The 18,215-nt window shown below is 49.2% G+C and carries 17 protein-coding genes and 1 pseudogene; 10 read left to right on the top strand and 8 right to left on the bottom strand.

Translation table 11 applies throughout. The features are described 5' to 3' along the window. Window positions 1-14 precede the first annotated feature (14 nt). From AB1552_04260 to AB1552_04275, 4 genes are all read right to left on the bottom strand, one after another. Window positions 15-470: a cyclic nucleotide-binding domain-containing protein gene (locus AB1552_04260; protein ID MEW6052991.1), complete on the bottom strand. Its 456-nt coding sequence runs from the start codon at window positions 468-470 to the stop codon at window positions 15-17. Beyond that, window positions 463-3,234: a formate dehydrogenase subunit alpha gene (fdhF, locus tag AB1552_04265; protein MEW6052992.1), complete on the bottom strand. Its 2,772-nt coding sequence runs from the start codon at window positions 3,232-3,234 to the stop codon at window positions 463-465. Before fdhF ends, AB1552_04260 begins: the two co-directional genes overlap by 8 nt. 187 nt (window positions 3,235-3,421) lie before the next feature. Then, entirely contained in the window at window positions 3,422-5,200 is a 1,779-nt protein-coding gene (locus AB1552_04270) for an NADH-ubiquinone oxidoreductase-F iron-sulfur binding region domain-containing protein (GenBank protein MEW6052993.1), read from the bottom strand. Continuing rightward, complete coding sequence (locus AB1552_04275; GenBank protein MEW6052994.1) at window positions 5,200-5,733, bottom strand: NAD(P)H-dependent oxidoreductase subunit E; 534 nt, start codon at window positions 5,731-5,733, stop codon at window positions 5,200-5,202. The genes AB1552_04270 and AB1552_04275 overlap by 1 nt, the downstream gene beginning before the upstream one ends. A gap of 311 nt (window positions 5,734-6,044) precedes the next feature. On the opposite strand from AB1552_04275, the gene AB1552_04280 reads away from it, so the two are divergent. The 10 genes from AB1552_04280 (at window position 6,045) to AB1552_04325 (ending at window position 15,232) form a co-directional block, all read left to right on the top strand. Beyond that, complete coding sequence (locus AB1552_04280; protein MEW6052995.1) at window positions 6,045-7,019, top strand: peptidylprolyl isomerase; 975 nt, start codon at window positions 6,045-6,047, stop codon at window positions 7,017-7,019. A gap of 29 nt (window positions 7,020-7,048) precedes the next feature. After that, window positions 7,049-7,693, top strand: a complete 645-nt coding sequence (gene purN, locus AB1552_04285; protein MEW6052996.1) for a phosphoribosylglycinamide formyltransferase — start codon at window positions 7,049-7,051, stop codon at window positions 7,691-7,693. Between the two features lie 112 nt (window positions 7,694-7,805). Continuing rightward, entirely contained in the window at window positions 7,806-8,384 is a 579-nt protein-coding gene (gene rsmD / locus AB1552_04290) for a 16S rRNA (guanine(966)-N(2))-methyltransferase RsmD (GenBank protein MEW6052997.1), read from the top strand. Further along, window positions 8,381-8,866: a pantetheine-phosphate adenylyltransferase gene (gene coaD, locus AB1552_04295; protein ID MEW6052998.1), complete on the top strand. Its 486-nt coding sequence runs from the start codon at window positions 8,381-8,383 to the stop codon at window positions 8,864-8,866. The genes rsmD and coaD overlap by 4 nt, the downstream gene beginning before the upstream one ends. Before the next feature lie 31 nt (window positions 8,867-8,897). Continuing rightward, entirely contained in the window at window positions 8,898-9,932 is a 1,035-nt protein-coding gene (locus tag AB1552_04300) for an isochorismatase (protein MEW6052999.1), read from the top strand. A 30-nt stretch (window positions 9,933-9,962) separates the two neighbouring features. Then, window positions 9,963-10,796, top strand: a complete 834-nt coding sequence (locus tag AB1552_04305; GenBank protein MEW6053000.1) for a pyruvate, water dikinase regulatory protein — start codon at window positions 9,963-9,965, stop codon at window positions 10,794-10,796. Between the two features lie 5 nt (window positions 10,797-10,801). Next, window positions 10,802-13,195, top strand: coding sequence for a phosphoenolpyruvate synthase (gene ppsA / locus AB1552_04310; protein MEW6053001.1), 2,394 nt, complete (start codon window positions 10,802-10,804; stop codon window positions 13,193-13,195). Next, window positions 13,174-13,566, top strand: coding sequence for a UPF0146 family protein (locus AB1552_04315; protein ID MEW6053002.1), 393 nt, complete (start codon window positions 13,174-13,176; stop codon window positions 13,564-13,566). The genes ppsA and AB1552_04315 overlap by 22 nt, the downstream gene beginning before the upstream one ends. Before the next feature lie 69 nt (window positions 13,567-13,635). Beyond that, window positions 13,636-14,484: a pyruvate, water dikinase regulatory protein gene (locus AB1552_04320; protein MEW6053003.1), complete on the top strand. Its 849-nt coding sequence runs from the start codon at window positions 13,636-13,638 to the stop codon at window positions 14,482-14,484. Window positions 14,485-14,527: 43 nt separating this feature from the next. Continuing rightward, window positions 14,528-15,232, top strand: a complete 705-nt coding sequence (locus AB1552_04325) for a PilZ domain-containing protein (GenBank protein MEW6053004.1) — start codon at window positions 14,528-14,530, stop codon at window positions 15,230-15,232. Window positions 15,233-15,367: 135 nt separating this feature from the next. Here AB1552_04325 and AB1552_04330 read toward each other — a convergent pair whose 3' ends face one another. The 4 genes and pseudogenes from AB1552_04330 to AB1552_04345 all read right to left on the bottom strand — a co-directional run bounded on the left by AB1552_04330 (window position 15,368) and on the right by AB1552_04345 (window position 18,042). Further along, a complete protein-coding gene (locus tag AB1552_04330; GenBank protein ID MEW6053005.1) occupies window positions 15,368-15,595 on the bottom strand; it encodes an ammonia-forming cytochrome c nitrite reductase subunit c552 in 228 nt (75 codons plus the stop codon). Window positions 15,596-15,604: 9 nt separating this feature from the next. After that, window positions 15,605-15,774 (bottom strand): annotated as a pseudogene (locus tag AB1552_04335) (ammonia-forming cytochrome c nitrite reductase subunit c552). A 540-nt stretch (window positions 15,775-16,314) separates the two neighbouring features. Continuing rightward, the gene (locus tag AB1552_04340; protein ID MEW6053006.1) at window positions 16,315-16,794 is read right to left on the bottom strand and encodes a hypothetical protein; all 480 of its coding nucleotides are present in this window, start codon (window positions 16,792-16,794) and stop codon (window positions 16,315-16,317) included. Window positions 16,795-16,827: 33 nt separating this feature from the next. After that, entirely contained in the window at window positions 16,828-18,042 is a 1,215-nt protein-coding gene (locus tag AB1552_04345) for a hypothetical protein (GenBank protein ID MEW6053007.1), read from the bottom strand. Between the last annotated feature and the right edge of the window lie 173 nt (window positions 18,043-18,215).

Below are 18,215 nucleotides of genomic sequence, written 5' to 3' on the forward strand. Positions count from 1 at the left end.
TGTAAAGAAAGCCCTTAGTAGCTGATCAGTGCACTCAGGAACTTGTCGTTCATCCTCCGCAGGTTTTTGCTCATGGCTATCGCAATTTTTTTGACTATACAGAGGGCCAGTGTGCAGTCTTCGTCCATCATTCGTTCGAATTCCTCTTTCGGTATCAGCAGGAGTTCCGTGTCTTCAAGCGCTACCGCGGAAGCAACGTGCTTTCTGTTCTCGAGAATGGAAAGCTCTCCGAAAAAATGACCTGCCGGAAGCACAACAAGCGTTTGTCTCCAGCCATCTGCGGTTACCCGGGAAATCTCTATTTTCCCCGACTGGATCATCCACAACCCCTGAGTTTCATCCGTTTCCTTGAAGAGAGGTTCGCTCTTCTTGAGTGAAATCTGCTTCACAATCTTTGCGATCTTGTTCAGTCCCGGGGTGTCCATTTCCTGCAGCAGAACCTGCTGTTTCAATACTTTCTGGCTAATCATGATACTCCCTCCTTTTACGTACATATTTTTTTTGGTCTGTATGTTTTACGTTAACCGCGCACACCTTGAGTTCGGGTATTCTGGATATCGGGTCAGATGCAGTGTTTGTCAGTATGTTGGCAGCGGCTTCACTGAAGTGAAAAGGCATAAAAAGCACCCCTTTGGATGGCCTGCCGGAAATTCTTACCTGCGTGTCCACAGATCCTCTTCTGGAGGAAACCCTGACCATATCCCCATCGGCAAATCCCAGCATTTCCGCATCCTCGGGATGCATCTCGATATATGCTGCAGGAGATATTATGTTGATTGCATCAACACGTCTTGTCATGGTTCCCGTATGATACTGAAACAGTACTCTTCCCGTGGTAAAAATGAAAGGATACCGGCTGTCGGGAAGTTCTTCAGAAGGTCTGTAATGGACGGCGGTAAATGCGGCCTTGCCTCTTGGAAAACCTCCCTTAAAGAGATATTGTGTGCCGGGATGGTTTTTTGTAGGACATGGCCACTGGAGTCCATGCCGGGATATTCTTTTATAGGTGATACCGGCCAATGCCGGCCAGAGTTTTCCTGTTTCGTGCAAAACATCCTCAATAAGGCTGTAATTCATCTCAAAGCCGAGACGTTTTGACAGGTCAATGATAATGTGGGAATCTTCCCTTGCTTCCCCCGGAGGCGCCAGTGCCTTCCGGATTCTCTGAACCGTCCGCGATGTATTGGTGAATGTGCCGTCCTTTTCTGCAAAGCATGCTGCAGGCAGCACCACATCCGCGAATTCAGCAGTTTCGGTCAGGAAGATATCCTGAACCACCAGGAAATCCAGATTCCTGAGAGCCCTGACAGTATGGTGCATATCCGGGTCGCTCAGGACAGGGTTTTCCCCCATGATATACATTGCCCTGAGTTTTTTCTTCAGGGCCGCCTGTGTCATCTCAGTGGCGGTCAGGCCGGGTCTGTCGGAGAGTTGACTGCCCCATGCAGCCTGAAATTTTTCTTTCACTCCGGGGATAGTGGTTCTTTGATACCCGGGATAGAAATCCGGTATGCATCCCATGTCGGTCGCACCCTGGACATTATTCTGTCCTCTCAGCGGATTTACCCCGGTGCTTTCCCTTCCGAGATTGCCGGTCATGAGTGCAAGATTGGCGATGGCAAACACATTTTCTGTTCCATGGGTGTGCTGGGTAATGCCCATGGTATAGTAAATACCCGGGCGGACGGCCGACCCGTAAAGAAGGGCTGCCTTAATGATATCTCCTTTCGGCACTCCTGTAATCCTCTCTCCTTCTTCAGGGGTATACTCCGCGAGGGAATCCTTCAGTGCTTCATATCCTTCCGTGCGTTCTTTTATGAACTTGTTGTCGACAAGTCCCTCCCTGATTATTACGTGCATCATGGCGTTCAGGAGCGCGACATCAGTACCCGGCCTCTGCTGCAGCCACACCGAAGAAAACCTCACAAGGTCGATCTTTCTGGGGTCGGCCACGATAATGTCAGCACCCCTTCTTGCCGCTTTTTTCATTCTTAGTCCGATGATCGGGTGGGCCTCCGTGGTGTTGGAGCCGATTACAAAAATGAGATCATGATTCTCTATCTCGGCTATTGAGTTTGTCATTGCACCGGAACCGAAGACTCTGGCCAGACCGGCCACAGAGGAACTGTGTCAGTAGCGCGCACAATGATCGACGTTGTTTGTTCCGATGACAGCCCTCATGAATTTCTGAAAAAGGTAATTCTCCTCGTTTGTGCACCGCGCTGAGGAAAGCCCGCCGATCGAGTCGGGTCCGTGTGCAGCTTTTATATCCCTGAATCTCTCTGCGATATGATCCAGTGCCTCATCCCACGAGACTTCTCTGAACCGTGAATATCCTTTCAGTTTTTCCTGGCCACGCGTTGTCAGAACCTTGCCGGAGGTATCTTCATCTTTGGGGGCAATTCTAATCAGTGGTTTTGTGAGTCTGTCGCTGCTGCTGATGAATCCGTACCCGAATCTGCCTTTCGCGCAGAGCCAACCTTCATTGACTGTGTCTTCCCTGGAAGAGACTCTTCTTACCTCATTGCGCCACACATGCAGTGTGATATTGCAGCCGCAGCCGCAGTAGGGGCAGATGGTATCAACTTCGCTGAAATTCTGTCTTCCCTTCTGGGCCCACATCTTGCCTGTAAGCGCGCCAGTAGGGCAGATTGCAACGCATTGACCGCAGAACTCGCAGTTCAGGTCTTTTTCGAAAGGTGGACAGATTTTTGTTTTCATCCCGCGGTATGCAAAGTCGATCGCGCCGACACCCTGTATTTCATCACAGATGCGTACACATTTACCGCACAGGATGCATTTTTCCATATCCCTGTCGATGAAAGGGTTGTTGTCTTTTTTCGCATATGTTCTTCTTTCGCCAAAGAAACGGTTTTCCCGTATTCCGTAGAAATAGGCCAGTTCCTGAAGCTTGCAGTCACCGGCCCTTTCGCAGACCATGCAGTCTGTAGGATGGTCTGAGAGTATAAGCTCGAGGGTTGTTCTTCTCAGTTTCTCTATGTATGGGCTTGTCGTTCTTACCTCCATTCCCTCTTTCGCGAACGTTGTGCACGCGGTCACAGGTTTCCGGGAACCTTTAATTTCGACCAAACAGAGCCTGCACCCTCCGAACGGCGAAAGATCGGGGTGATGGCACAGTGTGGGTATGGGAATGTCAAGTTTTCTCGCAGCATCGAGGATTGTCGACAATTTCCTCACCGTGATTTTTTTGCCGTCTATCCTGAGCGTCACCATAACATGCCCTTAGCAAAAACATGATGAAATCCCTCTTCTGTCATTCTGGCGCGTCCGGAATATCGTTTCCCTGAAAATTTCCCTACAGGCGGGAATGACATGCACGCAGCAGTGCTTCTGAACTCCCTGGAAGGAAAAAGATTTTCAGATATCTTCTCATTGTTTGTCACGCCTAACCTCTGCTTTGCTACACTTTCGTGACTGCCCTGAATTTGCATACATCATAACAAGTGCCGCACTTAATGCACATATCCATATCAATCCTGTGAGGAGATTTTCTTGTCCCTCTTACCGCATCCGCGGGACATGCCCGTTTGCAGGCGCCACAGCCGGGACAGGACTCCTCAAGGATCGAGAACGTTATCAACTCCCTGCATACGGCAGCAGGGCATCTCCTGTCCCTGATATGAGCCTCATATTCGTTTCTGAAATACCTGAGCGTGCTGAGAACGGGATTGGGAGCAGTCATTCCGAGCCCGCACAGGGAAGCCGCCCTGATATACTGTCCGAGTTCCTCGAGGAGAAGGATATCTTCTTCTTTCCCGTTTCCGGATGTGATTCTTTCCAGTATTTCGAGCATCCTTTTTGTCCCGATTCTGCACGGGATGCATTTGCCGCATGATTCTGTCTGGGTGATTTCAAGAAAAAACTTTGCGGTATTGATCATGCAGCTCGTCTCATCAAAGACGACCATGCCGCCGGACCCCATGATAGAACCGGCCTGCGCAAGTGATTCATAGTCAACTTCGGTATCCAGAAGTTCCGCGGGGATGCAGCCACCCGAAGGGCCTCCTACCTGCACCCCTTTAAAGGACTTTCCTCCCTCAATACCACCCCCGATGTCGAAGATTATTTCCCGGAGAGGCGTGCCGAGCGGCACCTCAATGAGGCCGGTGTTATTAATCTTTCCCGAGAGTGAAAAGACTTTGGTACCTCCGCTTCTGTCGGTGCCGAGGCTTCTGAACCAGCCTGCACCGTGTGCGATAATCTGGGGGATGTTTGCAAATGTTTCGACATTGTTCAGCACCGTGGGTCTGTCCCACAGTCCTTTTTCTGCAGACCTCCATAATTTTGCGCTCGGCATGCCGCGCTTTCCTTCAATTGAGCGCATGAGGGCTGTAGCCTCGCCGCACACGAACGCGCCGGCACCCTGAAATATCTTCAAGTCAAAGTCAAAATCCGTTCCGAAAATTCCCCTGCCGAGAAATCCCTTCTCATAGCACTGCGTGATCGCCCTCTTGAGTCGTTTTACCGCCAGTGAATATTCTGACTTGACATAGATATAGCCGTGATGTGAACCGGTCGCCTTCGCGCATATAATCATTCCCTCAATGATCGCGTGAGGGTTTCCCTCCATGACCGAGGTATCCATGAATGCGCCGGGATCGCTTTCGTTTCCGTTGCAGATCACATACTTGATGTCCGATCTGAACCTCGACGCGAGTTCCCATTTAAGCCCTGTAGGGAAGCCGCCTCCTCCCCTCCCGCGCAGGTTTGATTTTTTTACGGTGTCAATGATCTCGCGCGGCTCCATCGAAGTGAGCGCCTTTCTGGAGGCTTCATACCCGTTCGCCGATATGTAGTCATCGATATCCTCAGGGTCGATTTCACCGCACTGGGAGAGGATTACTTTTTTCTGCCGGGAGTGGAACGTATGGAATTCGTCTTCGACCATCCATCCCGAGACCGGAGTTCCGTTCAGGATGTGCTCGGAAAAGATTTTCGGCACCATATCTTTGGTGATATGTTTATAGGTTGTCTTTTCGCCGTTGATGATGACGTCTACAAGGACATCTTTCGTGCAGAATCCCTTGCAGCCGACTTTCCGTGCCGAGCATCTTTCATAAAAAGTTGCCTGTATTCCCGCAGAAGCAATGGCATGCTGAAAAGCTGAAAGAACCTCTTCCCCGCCTGAGGCGACTCCACTGGTACCGGTACATACTTTTATGATAATGTCTTTGCTCATTATTCACTTGACTTGATTTTCTTTATCTGTTTCATGAGCTTGCCAAGGGTTATGTTGCCGTGCACCTGACGGTTTACGATCGTAACCGGGGCAATGCCGCAGGCTCCGATGCAATTCACCTTTTCCAGCGTGAATCTGGAATCGGATGAGGTGTCATCGTCATTCGGGATATCGAGTTCAAGCCTGAGCCGGTTTATCAGCCTCTCTGAGCCTTTCACATGGCATGCAGTTCCGCGGCAGACAGTAATGATGTTTTTGCCACGCGGCTTGAGATGAAACTGGGAGTAAAACGTTGCAGTTCCAAAGAAACGGCTGGCCGGGATATCGAGCTTTCTTGAAAACCAGTACACCGCTTCTTCAGGGATATACCCGAAAATGTTTTCGATGTCCTGAAGAATGGTGATAATGTTCAGGTCAGTCTGTGTGTAGTTGCGCAGTATTTGTTCAAGGGTTTCTTCCATAATGATTCTCTCTTCTGTTCGTGCAGTCTCCGGCAGATGCATGCACTGCGAAAACCATACGAACGGTGACACTATGCGGTCACTCCGTTGCTGTGAGACGCAGAATTGTCCGGAGCCTTCCTTCGGAAGGATTCCCGATTCGCCGGAACGACACCATTCTTATTAATTCATGAGTAACTGGAATAATCATAACATTTTCAGTGAAGACCGCTTATAGAAAAAGAATCCCTCCATGGGTTGAGGGAAGGTCTGTATTTTACCATAATGCTGCTGTCCTTACAATAAAAATAAGCTGATGCTAATGATTGTGTTTGCCTGTCACGTTATGGTATAAAAATATTCTCCGGAAATTTCCGGAAGACTTGCGTTCACAGGAGCTTCATTTGTTAAGGAAAACATCTTTGCGTGCGTTCTTTTCGGCTATTTTTCTCTCGATAACCTTTTTTGTTCCGGGCTTTTGCTCTTCCGCGGTTCTTCTCGATCGCGTCGTTGCAGTAGTGAACAAGGAAGTGATTACCTGGAGCGATCTCTACAAGATGATGGAATCAGAGGCAAGTGAACAGGTGAAGTCCCTGAGCGACCAGGAAAGGGTGAAAATATTCAAGGAAAATGAAGCGCTTTTTCTTGAAAAACTTATCGATTTCAGACTCCAGATACAGGAAGCGAGAAGACTTGGATTTGAAGTGAGCCACAGGGAGATTGCGGAGGCTGTTGAGAATATCAGGAAGAAATACTCACTTTCCGAGGAGACACTCAGGGAGTCCCTGAAGCAGGAGGGGTTATCCTTTGAAGAGTATAAAACAAGGCTCGGCGAACAGCTTCTTCTCAGTCAGGTTATAAACCAGCAGATCAGAAACAAGGTTGTGGTTTCTGATGATGAGATTTCAAAATATATGCAGGCGAACAGGCAACTTCTGAATGACGGGGAAACTTTCAGAATCAGACAGATATTTTTCAAAAAACCTCAGGATGAATCAGGGAAAAAAGGGATCGAAGAAAAAGCCCTGATTGTTATGCAGCGACTGAAGGCAGGAGAGGATTTTGCCGTTCTGGCGAGGGAATATTCTGAGGATCCTTCTGCGTCCCAGGGAGGAGACCTTGGGCATATCAGAAAAGACTTGATGGCGAAGGAATTCATTGACAGACTGAAAGAAATGAAGCAGGGGGAGTTCAGCGAACCTTTCTGGAGTGACAGGGGACTGCATATTCTCATGCGTGATGAGAAAAAAGACAGCAGGAAGCCGGATGAATTGCGGGAAGACGTGAGAAAGCAGCTTGCGGAGGAACGTTTTCGGGAAAAATACAGCAGCTGGATCAAGGGCTTACGGGAAAATGCCCGCATAGAAGTCAGGTTATAGCAGGGGAGGCTGATATTTCGCCACTAAGAATCGGGGTTCTTGCATCAGGCAGAGGCTCGAATTTTCAGTCGATCATCAATTCAATCGACAATAACACTCTGGACGCTGCTATTGCTGTTCTCATTACTGACAACCCCTCTGCGTATGCCATCGAAAGAGCGAAGTCCCGGAATATCGAGCATCTCGTGCTGCATCCCGCGAAATATGGTTCGAGGGATGAATTCTATGAAGAGATCAGCAGAGAACTGAGAAGCAGAGCTGTTGATCTGGTAGTCCTTGCAGGGTTTATGAGAATCGTCGGCAAGCCGCTGATCGATGCGTTTGCAAACAAAATCATGAATATTCACCCCGCACTTCTGCCCTCGTTTCCTGGTCTGCACGGGCAGAGACAGGCTGTTGAATACGGTGTGAAGATTTCAGGATGTACGGTACATTTCGTTGACGAAGGCATGGACACCGGCCCGATCATCATACAGGCTGCAGTTCCGGTGTATGATGGCGATACCGAGGAAAGCCTGTCCGAAAGGATACTTGCCCTTGAACACCGGATATACCCTGAAGCGATTCGGCTGTTTGCAGAAGGCAGCCTAGAGGTGCATGGAAGGATTGTAAAGATCAGAACCAATGCCGTTCAGAGAAGTTTCATTGCGAATCCCCTTCCGAGGGATTCCTGATCAGTTTGGACATCACACCAGGAACGCAGCAAATCCGGAAGTCCGCATTGCCTTGCGGTATGCCTGTTGCACAATTTGCAGCGTCATGTAACTTTTAGTAATATATATATAAATGAAAATCTCGGGCGGAACGGCAAAGGGGAGACGGACTGCCGCACACAGGCTTCTTGCAGGAAAGTCCGCCGGAGAACGGCTCAGGCCAACCTCATCAAAAGTAAGAGAAGCGCTGTTCGATATACTTCGGAACAGAATTGAAGGATCACGTTTCCTGGATCTCTTTGCAGGGACCGGAACCGTGGGACTTGAGGCGCTTTCCCGGGGTGCCGGAAAGGCATTCTTTGTTGAGCCTGATGAGACACGCATCAGGGCAATCAGAAAGATTGTTGAAGAATTGGGATTTCAGCGCAGGGCGGTAGTGGTGAAGGGCAGGGCGCATACCTTCCTTATGAGAATGTCGGCTGAGCATGAGAGTTTTGACATACTTTTTTTGGACCCGCCCTATCATTCAGAAGATCTGGAAAAGATACTCCCTGTGATCGGAAAGGAAGGCCTGCTGCAAGAAGGAGGGGTGGTAGTCGTCGAGCATTTTTTCAAGAGGGAAATGCCTGAGGAAGCCGGACACTTGAGAAGAGAGAGAAGCTACCGGTACGGAGATACTGTTCTGACACTGTACAAAGGAAACGGGACATGAAAACCACGGCGATTTATCCCGGAACTTTTGACCCGATAACGAACGGACACCTTGACCTCGTGAAGAGAGCGCTGGGTTTTTTCGACGAGGTGATTATCGCGGTTGCCCCGAGCAGGAAGAAGCAGCCCCTCTTTACCCTGGAAGAAAGACTTGAAATGATCAGGACTGCAGTGAAGGGCATGAAGGGGACAAGGGTCGAGGCATTCGACGGCCTGCTTGTCCTGTATGTGCGGGAGAAGAACGGAAATGCCATTCTCCGCGGACTGAGGGCCATATCTGATTTTGAGTATGAACTCCAAATGGCTCATATCAACAGAAGGCTGGATGCCAATATCGAGACTGTGTTCATGATGCCGAATGAAGAATACGGGTTCCTGACATCGAGTATCGTAAGAGAGGTAGCGTTATTCGGAGGTTCTGTGAAGGGGCTTGTTCCGGACATCGTGGAAAACGCACTGAAAGAAAAACTGAAAGCCGTGTAGGTTACCCGGCAACGACCCAAGGAGGTTTCATATGCCTCGCAGTGAACTCCCTGTCCCGCCTCATTTCAACCCTTCAGGGGTCGGCGAAGTCCGGAAGGTTCCTTACCAGGAACTTGCACGCGAGGCAGAGAAATGGGCTGCCTACAATCATATCAGGCCGGCTTCACATGACAGATTCAGGATCTGCCTCGTAGCGGTAGATGTCCAGAATACCTTCTGCATCCCCGGGTTTGAATTATATGTTGGCGGGCGCTCAGGAACGGGCGCGGTCGACGACAACCGGAGGTTATGCGAATTCATTTACCGAAACCTCAGTGCGATAACCCAGATCTGCCCGACAATGGATACACATCAGGCGATGCAGATTTTTCATCCCGTATATCTTGTCAATGACAGGGGGAAACACCCCGAGCCGTTTTCTCTCATTTCCGTTGAAGATATCGAGAACGGGGTATGGAAATTCAATCAGGCGCTCTGTTTCAGTCTGCACATCAGCGAGGATTACGGACAGAGACACCTTCTTTACTATGCGAGGAAACTGAAAGAGGGGGGCAAATATGCACTGACCATATGGCCCTATCACGGGATGCTCGGCGGAACAGGACATGCGCTCGTTGCATCCGTAGAGGAGGCGATTTTCTTCCACTGCATGGCACGGTACAGTCAGCCGGATTTTCATGTCAAGGGAGACAGGCCTTTCACCGAGCATTACTCAGTCCTCGGTCCGGAGGTGCGGCAGGGGGTGAAGGGTGAAGTGATCGGCCAGAAGAGTGAAAAATTCTTCAAGAAACTCCTTGAATATGATGCGGTCGTCATTGCCGGAGAGGCCAAGAGTCATTGTGTGGCCTGGACTATTGACGACCTTCTGCATGACATTCTGGATCAGGACAGGAGTCTTGTCAGGAAGGTATATCTGCTCGAAGACTGCACGTCCCCGGTAGTGGTTCCCGGAGTCATAGATTACACAGACCTCGCGGATGCTGCGTTTGCGAGATATGCAAAGGCAGGGATGCATGTAGTGAGGTCCGTTGATGCGATAGATAGCTGGCCGGGTATAACTGATTGAAAAACGCAAAAAGGAAGCGGAAGAAGAGCTTTGAAAAAAAGAAAAGTCCACGTATATATTGTATCTGATGCGACGGGTATGACTGCTGAGATGGTAATCAGCGCGGTGCTGGTGCAGTTCAGGGAGATAGACCCGGTTTTCAAGAAATTCCCTTATATCAAAACAAGGGAACAGGTGAAGGCGATACTTGTACAGGCAGCGGAAGTGCAGGGCATCGTGATTTATTCTCTTGTTTCCCAGGAACTCAGGTCGTGGGTCCGGAGAGAGAAACGCAAGATGAATATTATGGCGATTGATATCCTCGGACCACTGCTCGAAAGGCTTGGCAGGATGTGGAACCTGATCCCTACATTCAGTCCGGGTATTCTCAAGAGGGTCGGGGAAGAATCTATCCGGCTTGCGGAATCAATCGACTTTACCCTGCGGCATGATGACGGGCAGGGTGTTGATACCCTTGAACAGGCGGACCTCGTGCTTCTCGGAGTATCAAGGACCTCCAAGACGCCTACAAGTCTCTACCTCTCATGCAACAACAATCTGAAGGTTGCAAATGTGCCCATCATCGAGGGCATGAGCCCTCCGGAGGAAATCTTCAGACTGGGTATCCAGAAGGTTGGTCTCACCATCGCTCCCGAGAGACTTGCCTTCATACGGGAACGGAGGATGAAATACGCAGGGGCTACCGATTATCTTGATGTTACGCATATAAAAAAGGAGCTGGAGTTCTGTAACAGGATTTTCGGCCGGATAAAAGGATTGCAGGTGATCGATGTGACCCACAGTTCCATAGAGGAAGTGGCAAACAAGATAATAGAAAACAGACAGGAAAACAACAACAGCAGCAGCAGCAGGGAAAGGAGGTAATGATTATGCGGAAGCAGAACGTGGTGTTATGGTTCAGGGATCTGGCCAAAGAAGATATTCCGATTGTGGGAGGGAAATGCGCCAACCTCGGCGAGCTGATCGGAAAGGTCAGGGTTCCGGTTCCGGACGGGTTTGCCGTTTCAGCACTGGCATACAAGGCATTTCTTGACAAAACAAAGGCACACAGAAAGATTGAGTCACTTCTTTCCTCGATTGATCCGTCTGATATGAAGTCTTTGCAGGATACATCGGAAAAGATAAGGAAATATATTGAAGGCCTTCCGATGCCGAAGGAAATGGAAAAAGAGATTCTGCAGAAATACCGGGAACTTTGCAGAACATCGGGAAGGGATAATCTTGCGGTCGCGGTGCGCTCCTCTGCGACAGCCGAAGATCTTCCGGGAGCCAGTTTTGCCGGACAGCAGGATACATTTCTGAATATTACGCAGAAAAACCTTCTGGAAAGTATAAAGAAGTGCTGGAGCTCACTTTTTACCCCGCGGGCTATTGTGTACCGGAAGGAAAAGGGATTTTCTGCCGACGAAGTCCTCATCAGCGTTGCTGTGCAGGAACTGATATTCTCACAGACTTCAGGTGTCATGTTTACGATAGAACCTGTCAGCGGTGCCGAGGACAGGATTGTTATCAATGCGTCATGGGGTCTCGGAGAGGCTATTGTGAGCGGACAGGTGACGCCGGATGAATATGTGGTGAGGAAAAAGAATTTCAAAATAGATGAACGGCAGGTTGTGAGGAAGGAACGGCAGATTACCTCTGACAGGAAGGGCGGGACAAAATGGGAGGCGGTGCCGAAAGACCGTCAGGATGTGCAGACGATCACTGATGAACAGATCGTACGCCTCGCGCAATACGGCGCCCAGATCGAAACGCATTACGGAGTTCCCCAGGATATTGAATGGGCCGTTGATGACAGAGGGAAAATATTCATACTCCAGGCAAGGCCGGAAACAGTTCACGGCGCGGTGAAACAGGCAAAAGCCGGAGAAAGGAAGGAGATCATGGAACAAGAGATACTCATGAAAGGAATCGGGGTAAGTCCCGGCCAGGCTTCAGGAAAAGTCAGGGTTATTCTGAATGTCAGGGAAATCTCAAAGTTCCAGCAGGGTGAGATCCTGGTGACTGAAATGACCACGCCGGACTGGGTTCCGGCCATGAAGATCGCGTCTGCCATCGTAACAAACCTTGGCGGTAAAACCTGCCATGCGGCGATCGTGAGCCGCGAACTTGGCGTCCCCTGTATTGTCGGGACAGAAAAGGCGACAAAAGTTCTCAGGGACGGTCAGGTTATCACCATAGACGGACAAAGGGGACTTGTATTCAGGGGAGAACTGGCGCGAAAGGAAGAGGCCGGGGTGCAGGCTGCCGGAATACCGGCGGATCTTTCCGCGCAAATCGTTACTGCTACCAAAGTATATGTAAATCTTTCCATTCCCGAAATTGCGCAGAAGATCGCCACGGAGACCCGCGCGGACGGCGTCGGATTGATGAGGGCAGAACATCTGATGCTCAGTATCGGGAAGCATCCGAGACTCATCCTCGAAGAGGGCGGGGCAAAGGATATGGTTGATAAATTTGCGAACGGGGTTGGACAGGTGGCCGAGGCGTTTTTTCCGCGGCCTGTGGTATACCGCTTTCTCGATTTCAAGCCGGATGAGTTCCTTGAACTGCCCGGTGGAGAAAAGTATGAAAAGAACAATGTGGGGCCTAACCCCATGATAGGCTATCGAGGGGAATACAGGTATGCAAAGGAAGATGACATATTCCGGCTCGAGCTTCAGGCGATAAGGAAGGCAAGGGAACAACTGGGGCTCACGAATATTTGGGTCATGGTTCCGTTCGTGAGGACACTCGATGTTTTCAGGAAGACGGTGAGTATTATGCGGGAGGAAGGGCTTGACCACAGAGCAGACAGCAGCTTTCAGCTCTGGATTATGGTTGAGGTTCCGAGCGCGGTTTTCATGATCGAAGAGTTCTGCAGGGAAGGTATCGATGGGGTGAGTTTCGGGACAAACGACCTGACTATGCTCGTCCTTGGTGTGGACAGGAACGATACCTCGGTGCAGGAACTTTATGATGAACGGAATCTGGGCGTCCTGAGGGCTATTGCCTACACCATGACGGTCTGCAGAAAATACGGGGTTACCACCTCAATTTGCGGACAGGCTCCGAGCGTATACCCCGATTATCTGGAATTCATGATTCGGTGCGGGGCAACATCGATATCGGTGAACCCTGATACGGTTGTCTCATCAAGGAAAAGTGTTGCTGTCCTGGAGCAGAAAATCCTGATGGAAAAAGCACTCGGGGTGCAGAGCAGGCCAAAGATTGCGAAAATCCCGCTTGAAGAGGTGTTTTTTTGGAGAACAGCAGAAGAATAGAAGGACTGGTGGACTATATCGCAGACCGCTATTCTGACGCAGCGGAGATCGGTATAGGGCATTTCCCCGATATTGCCTATGCCCTGAAACACAGGGGAGTGAATGTGTTTGCCTCTGACATAAGAACGATCCGGTTTGAGGGAATCAGGGTGATTATCGATAATATCACAGATCCTGATCATGATGTATACCGGGGGTGTGATCTGATCTATGCAATGCGACCACCTCCCGAGCTTGTTCCTTATATGGTAATGCTTTCAAGAGCGGTCTCCGCCGATCTGATTCTGAAGCCGCTGTCTTCGGAATATGCAGAAGGTTTCAGGATGATGCGGAATGGAAATACGACCTTTTTCTTCAAGGGAAAAGAATGAACAGATTCGGAGAACGCTTTCAGAAACCTTGCAGGAAGGGTTTTTTAAGCGTGTGGGGGGTATTGTGAAATGAAAAAGCTATCGCCCTCAAAAAGGCTTCCCAGAAAAAAGGTGCTTTACCTTGTCGGTGAAGGCACAGGTGAGACCATAAGCAGAATCGCGAGGGCTTCTTTGGCGCAGTTTCACCGGGAAAACGTTGTGGTGAAAACTTGCTTTCTTGTCAATGATGAACAGTATATATCCCGCATCATGAAACAGGCGGTGAATGATGATGCCCTGGTCGCTTTCAGCATCGTTCAGCCCACTCTCAGGGACTATCTGATTAAGGAGGCTGAACGGCGCGGCATCAAGGCGATAGATGTAATCGGCAACTTTATTGTGCAGTTGTCCATATTCCTCAAAGAAAAGCCCCTTGAAATTCCGGGGAGACAGTATATACTGGATGAGGAATACTTCAGGAGGATCGAGGCGATCAACTTTTCGGTAAAGCATGATGACGGAAAATTGCCCCAGGGGCTGAAGGACGCTGATATTATCCTCATAGGGCTTTCCAGAACCGGCAAGACGCCGTTGTCAACATACCTCGCGAATCAGGGATGGAAGGTTGCCAATATTCCTGTTCATCCTGCCATGGATGTTCCCGAAGAGCTCTTTCGGATAAAACAGAAGAAGGTTTTTGCACTTGTCATAAATGTCGAGAGCCTGGTAAGGCTGAGAGAATCGCGCCTTGCGCATCTCGGACTTGGTGCAGAGGCAAAGTATGCTGACCCTATCCAGGTATCCGCTGAAATTGAATGGAGCATGAATTTTTTCAGGGAGAATCCGCGCTGGAGAATTGTTGACGTTTCGAACAGGGCAATTGAAGAGGTCGCAGCAGGGATCATGAATGCGTACCGGACCGGCAAGAAGGTAACATAACGCATTTTTCCGCAGGTATTCACAGACTTGAATGAGGTGACGAATGGTTGAGAGAAGACGGAATCTGAGGGTTGCGGTAACTGTGATGAACATGAAAGGAAGAACGGTTTTTACCAGCAGGGTGCAGATACTGAACCTGAGCGTCGGCGGAATTGCACTGAAGATATCGAGGAGGCTTATGAAGGGGAAGCAATATGTGCTCCGGCTTGAAGGCAGGGGAAAGGTCCTGAATCTCACGGGCAGTGTTGAATGGTCTTCTTTCCATGAGGAGGGAAAAACCGTCCCTGGAGCATATATGGTCGGGATGAAATTCAATAATGTGAGCAAAGAAAAGATGGCGGAGATACACGGTTTCATCGAAGGCTTCAGGAAAGAGCAGACGGGAACCCCGGACGTCAGCTACCTGAGCGGCACCAGGGCATATGTGAGATTTCAGATACACTCACCTGACAAAGCAGTGTTGTATGGTCAGGAGAAGTTCAGGCTGATCAACGTCAGTTTGAGCGGTATGCTTGTGGAGAGTGAAGATTTGCTTCAGACGGGAGAGAAACTGGTGATGGAAATCAACCGGTCGAAACAGAAAGTGATCAAGTGCCTCGGAAGGATTGTCACAAGCCAGCCGTTCAGAAGGGATGACAGGGAATACTCTCGCATTGGCGTCGAATTTGTTAACATGTCGGAAAAGGACAGGGAAATGCTGAAGGAAATCGTGTGTGTCGCAGAGAATATGGGGCTTGTTGCCCTGTGATCAGGGACAAAAGTTTATCTGTCCGTCAGTGTGTCACTATACGACGAAAACTGCAGCAGGGAAACCATGCGGAAAGAAAATTCATACAGTGCATGTTTTCCCCATTCCATCCGTTTCTGCATGTCCTTATCCCGGCTAAAACATATCCTGGACGCGGAAAGGATCCTTTATCTCCATCTTCGGATTGAATTGCAGTTTTTTCTCGCCCCGGTTTTCGAGATACTTTTTCAGCTCAAGGTCGACCTTCACCGGAACTTCAACGCCTGCTTTCATGAGGCCCTGCCATGGGAAGTAAATGCCGACTGACTTCATTTCCTGATCCTTCACAATATCATACGTAACATGACACTGGGCGCACACCATCACGATATTGTCCGCATCAAAACCCCTTTTATATTTGCTTTTGCCGGGCGCGGTCGGTTCCTCGGAATTTTTCCAGAGGTCATAGTGGAGAGGATAGGCTTTGCCCCAGTTGGCCGGATCAATCTCCCCGTCTGCGATCTTCACAGGCCTGAGACCGGTTCGGTTTTCTGGGGAGGACAGACGCAGAGAAAAACAGCGCGATCACAGAGAATAACAGAAGCGCCTTGAAACTATATGATGTAGTATTCATAAAATCCCTCCTTTTACAAAGTTGTTCTCAGTCCCGTGTGCTGATGGGAAATCCTCTTATGGCAGTCGACGCACATGGTTCTCCTGTGAGAGGAATGCCGCCATGCGTCATATTCTGCCTGCATGACATGACAGCTGATGCAGAAGACAGAGTCAGATATTGGGCGGGATTTTGACGAACCTGAGGCTGAAGCAACCAGTGGAAAGAAGAGAAGAATGAGAAACGGAATGATATATAGCCAACTCTGCCAATTAGGGTTCCTTCTAAGTGTGCAACGAGAAAGCACGGTGTTTTTATACGAAATTGTCACACACATTGCGTTCGCAATGACAGCTCTTATCACTGTATCCGGGTTCATATTGCTTGCATATGATTTTACCAGAACTGGATACACTGTCAATCTTTAGAATGTAGAAAACCGCACAAAACTATTCATCTGGGTATCTGACAAGGAAGCTCCTGCAAGGTGTTACCACAGTTTCGTTATTCCTCTTACGACATGATACCATCTTCCATTGATATTTTCCCAGAGATCCTCCATGACAGTCACCCTGTCTCCTTCCGGTACCGGAAAGGGCAGCAACGGCCATTCTGAAACAAGTTTTACTCTGACAGGAGTGAGACCATCTGTGCCGCTTCCTTCCCTCCCGATTTCGAGGATTTCATAATCTTTAAGCTGAATGCCGCCTTCTGACCTGCTCACGTATGTCCTCCGGTTGTTTTCACGTCTTTTTTCATCACTTTCGATGGACATCCGCTCCAAACGCCATGCTGCATCGAATTTCCCTTGTTTTTTCAGCTCATAGAACGTGCTGACTGTTTCAGCCAGATCCCCGGGAGAAACAGGCCTGACCCCTGAAGGCACACACGCAAGCACGGCAAGAAGAGAGAACAGGATGGTCAATACGAAAGGCATCTTCATGAGAAAGAGAAACGCGAAGGAACTCACTGAGTTCCTTCGCATGTTACGCAGCAGGTACCATTAAGGCAGGGTAATATGATCAGTCGCATTATCGATGAGATCTTTATTGAGCGTCATGATATTGACACCACCGCGGTAGAGGGGGTAGAGATCAGCAAATGAGGCGGTTTCAGTGAAGATAAAACCGACAACAGGCACGAAGGTCTCGAAACAGGCTTCTCCGGCTGTTGCTGCTCCGATATTGATTCCTGTTTCTCCAAAAGGAATGCCGGAGACCACATGAAACGGTATGCCCCCCTGAAAAACCCATCCGCCTTCATCGTTATACGCATATACATTCAGATTTCTCGAAAACGCTGCAGCAGAAGCCTGAGCACTCTGCGGTGCAACAATGACCAGTTTTGACTGTGATCCCACTGAAGGGTTTACATTATAACGGCCACAGTATTTGTTGTCTGAAGATCCGATCGCGGAATAGATTTTGTATCCCGGGGAGTCGCAGACGATGCCGGGCTGGGGAGAAATGTTCGAAGTAAGAAGAAGCTCAGGAAAATCGATATCAGCACCGTTGATGTCGTCGATCACGTTAAAATTATCGATCGTGTCGCCGTCATTGTTCAAATCACAGGGGCGGGTGGCGTTCGGAGAGAGTGTGCTGTCGATGAAATCCGTATTCTCTCTTACCGTAGCCATATTTGCAAACCCCTGAAGCATGAATCCATTGAGCGCAAACGCATTATTTGGATTCAGCAGAGCCGAACGCACGTTGATATGATTGGACACATATGCAGAATTTCCTGTGATGTTGCCGGAAGGGGCTCCTCCAATTCCCAGACAGCCGACATTTGTTTTAACAAAGGTCATATAGCCCCGCTGAATGCCGTCGGCATCAGCAGGCGCAAAAAACACCAATGGAGGGCCGACACTTGCATCATTCAGAATTGGTGTCCCGCCATATGCAGTGTCACTGTAGTCAAAAAGCTGGATATTGGTTCCGTCTCCTTCTACAGAGATACCCACGTTATCAAGCGGTCTCAGCGGCATGGTAACCCCGATGAGTTTGTTTCCGTTACTGTTATATACCCCGACATATACCTGGGCACAGACATCACCAGACTGGATATTGATCAGCGATACCCAACCGTTTCCCGCCTGCCAGTATGCGATTCCCGCACCGCCCCAAAGATTGTCAATCGAAGAAGTAGCAGCCTGTGACGAAGCTGAAAAAGAGCATATGAGGAGGAAAAACGCTGCCAGAATAAAGGATTTTTTCATAAAAAAACCTCCTTTTCTTGAAATATTGCGCATTATATAAACTATATCATACCGCAGAAAAAATGCAAAACGCTGTACTCATTAAAAACGCACGGTGCAAACAGCTCAACCAGATTATTCATGAAGCGTGGAATAGCGTCCGCAGTTTAATCAGAAAAACTATGAATAATATG

Source organism: Nitrospirota bacterium, from assembly GCA_040754395.1.
Classification (GTDB): domain Bacteria; phylum Nitrospirota; class Thermodesulfovibrionia; order Thermodesulfovibrionales; family SM23-35; genus JBFMCL01.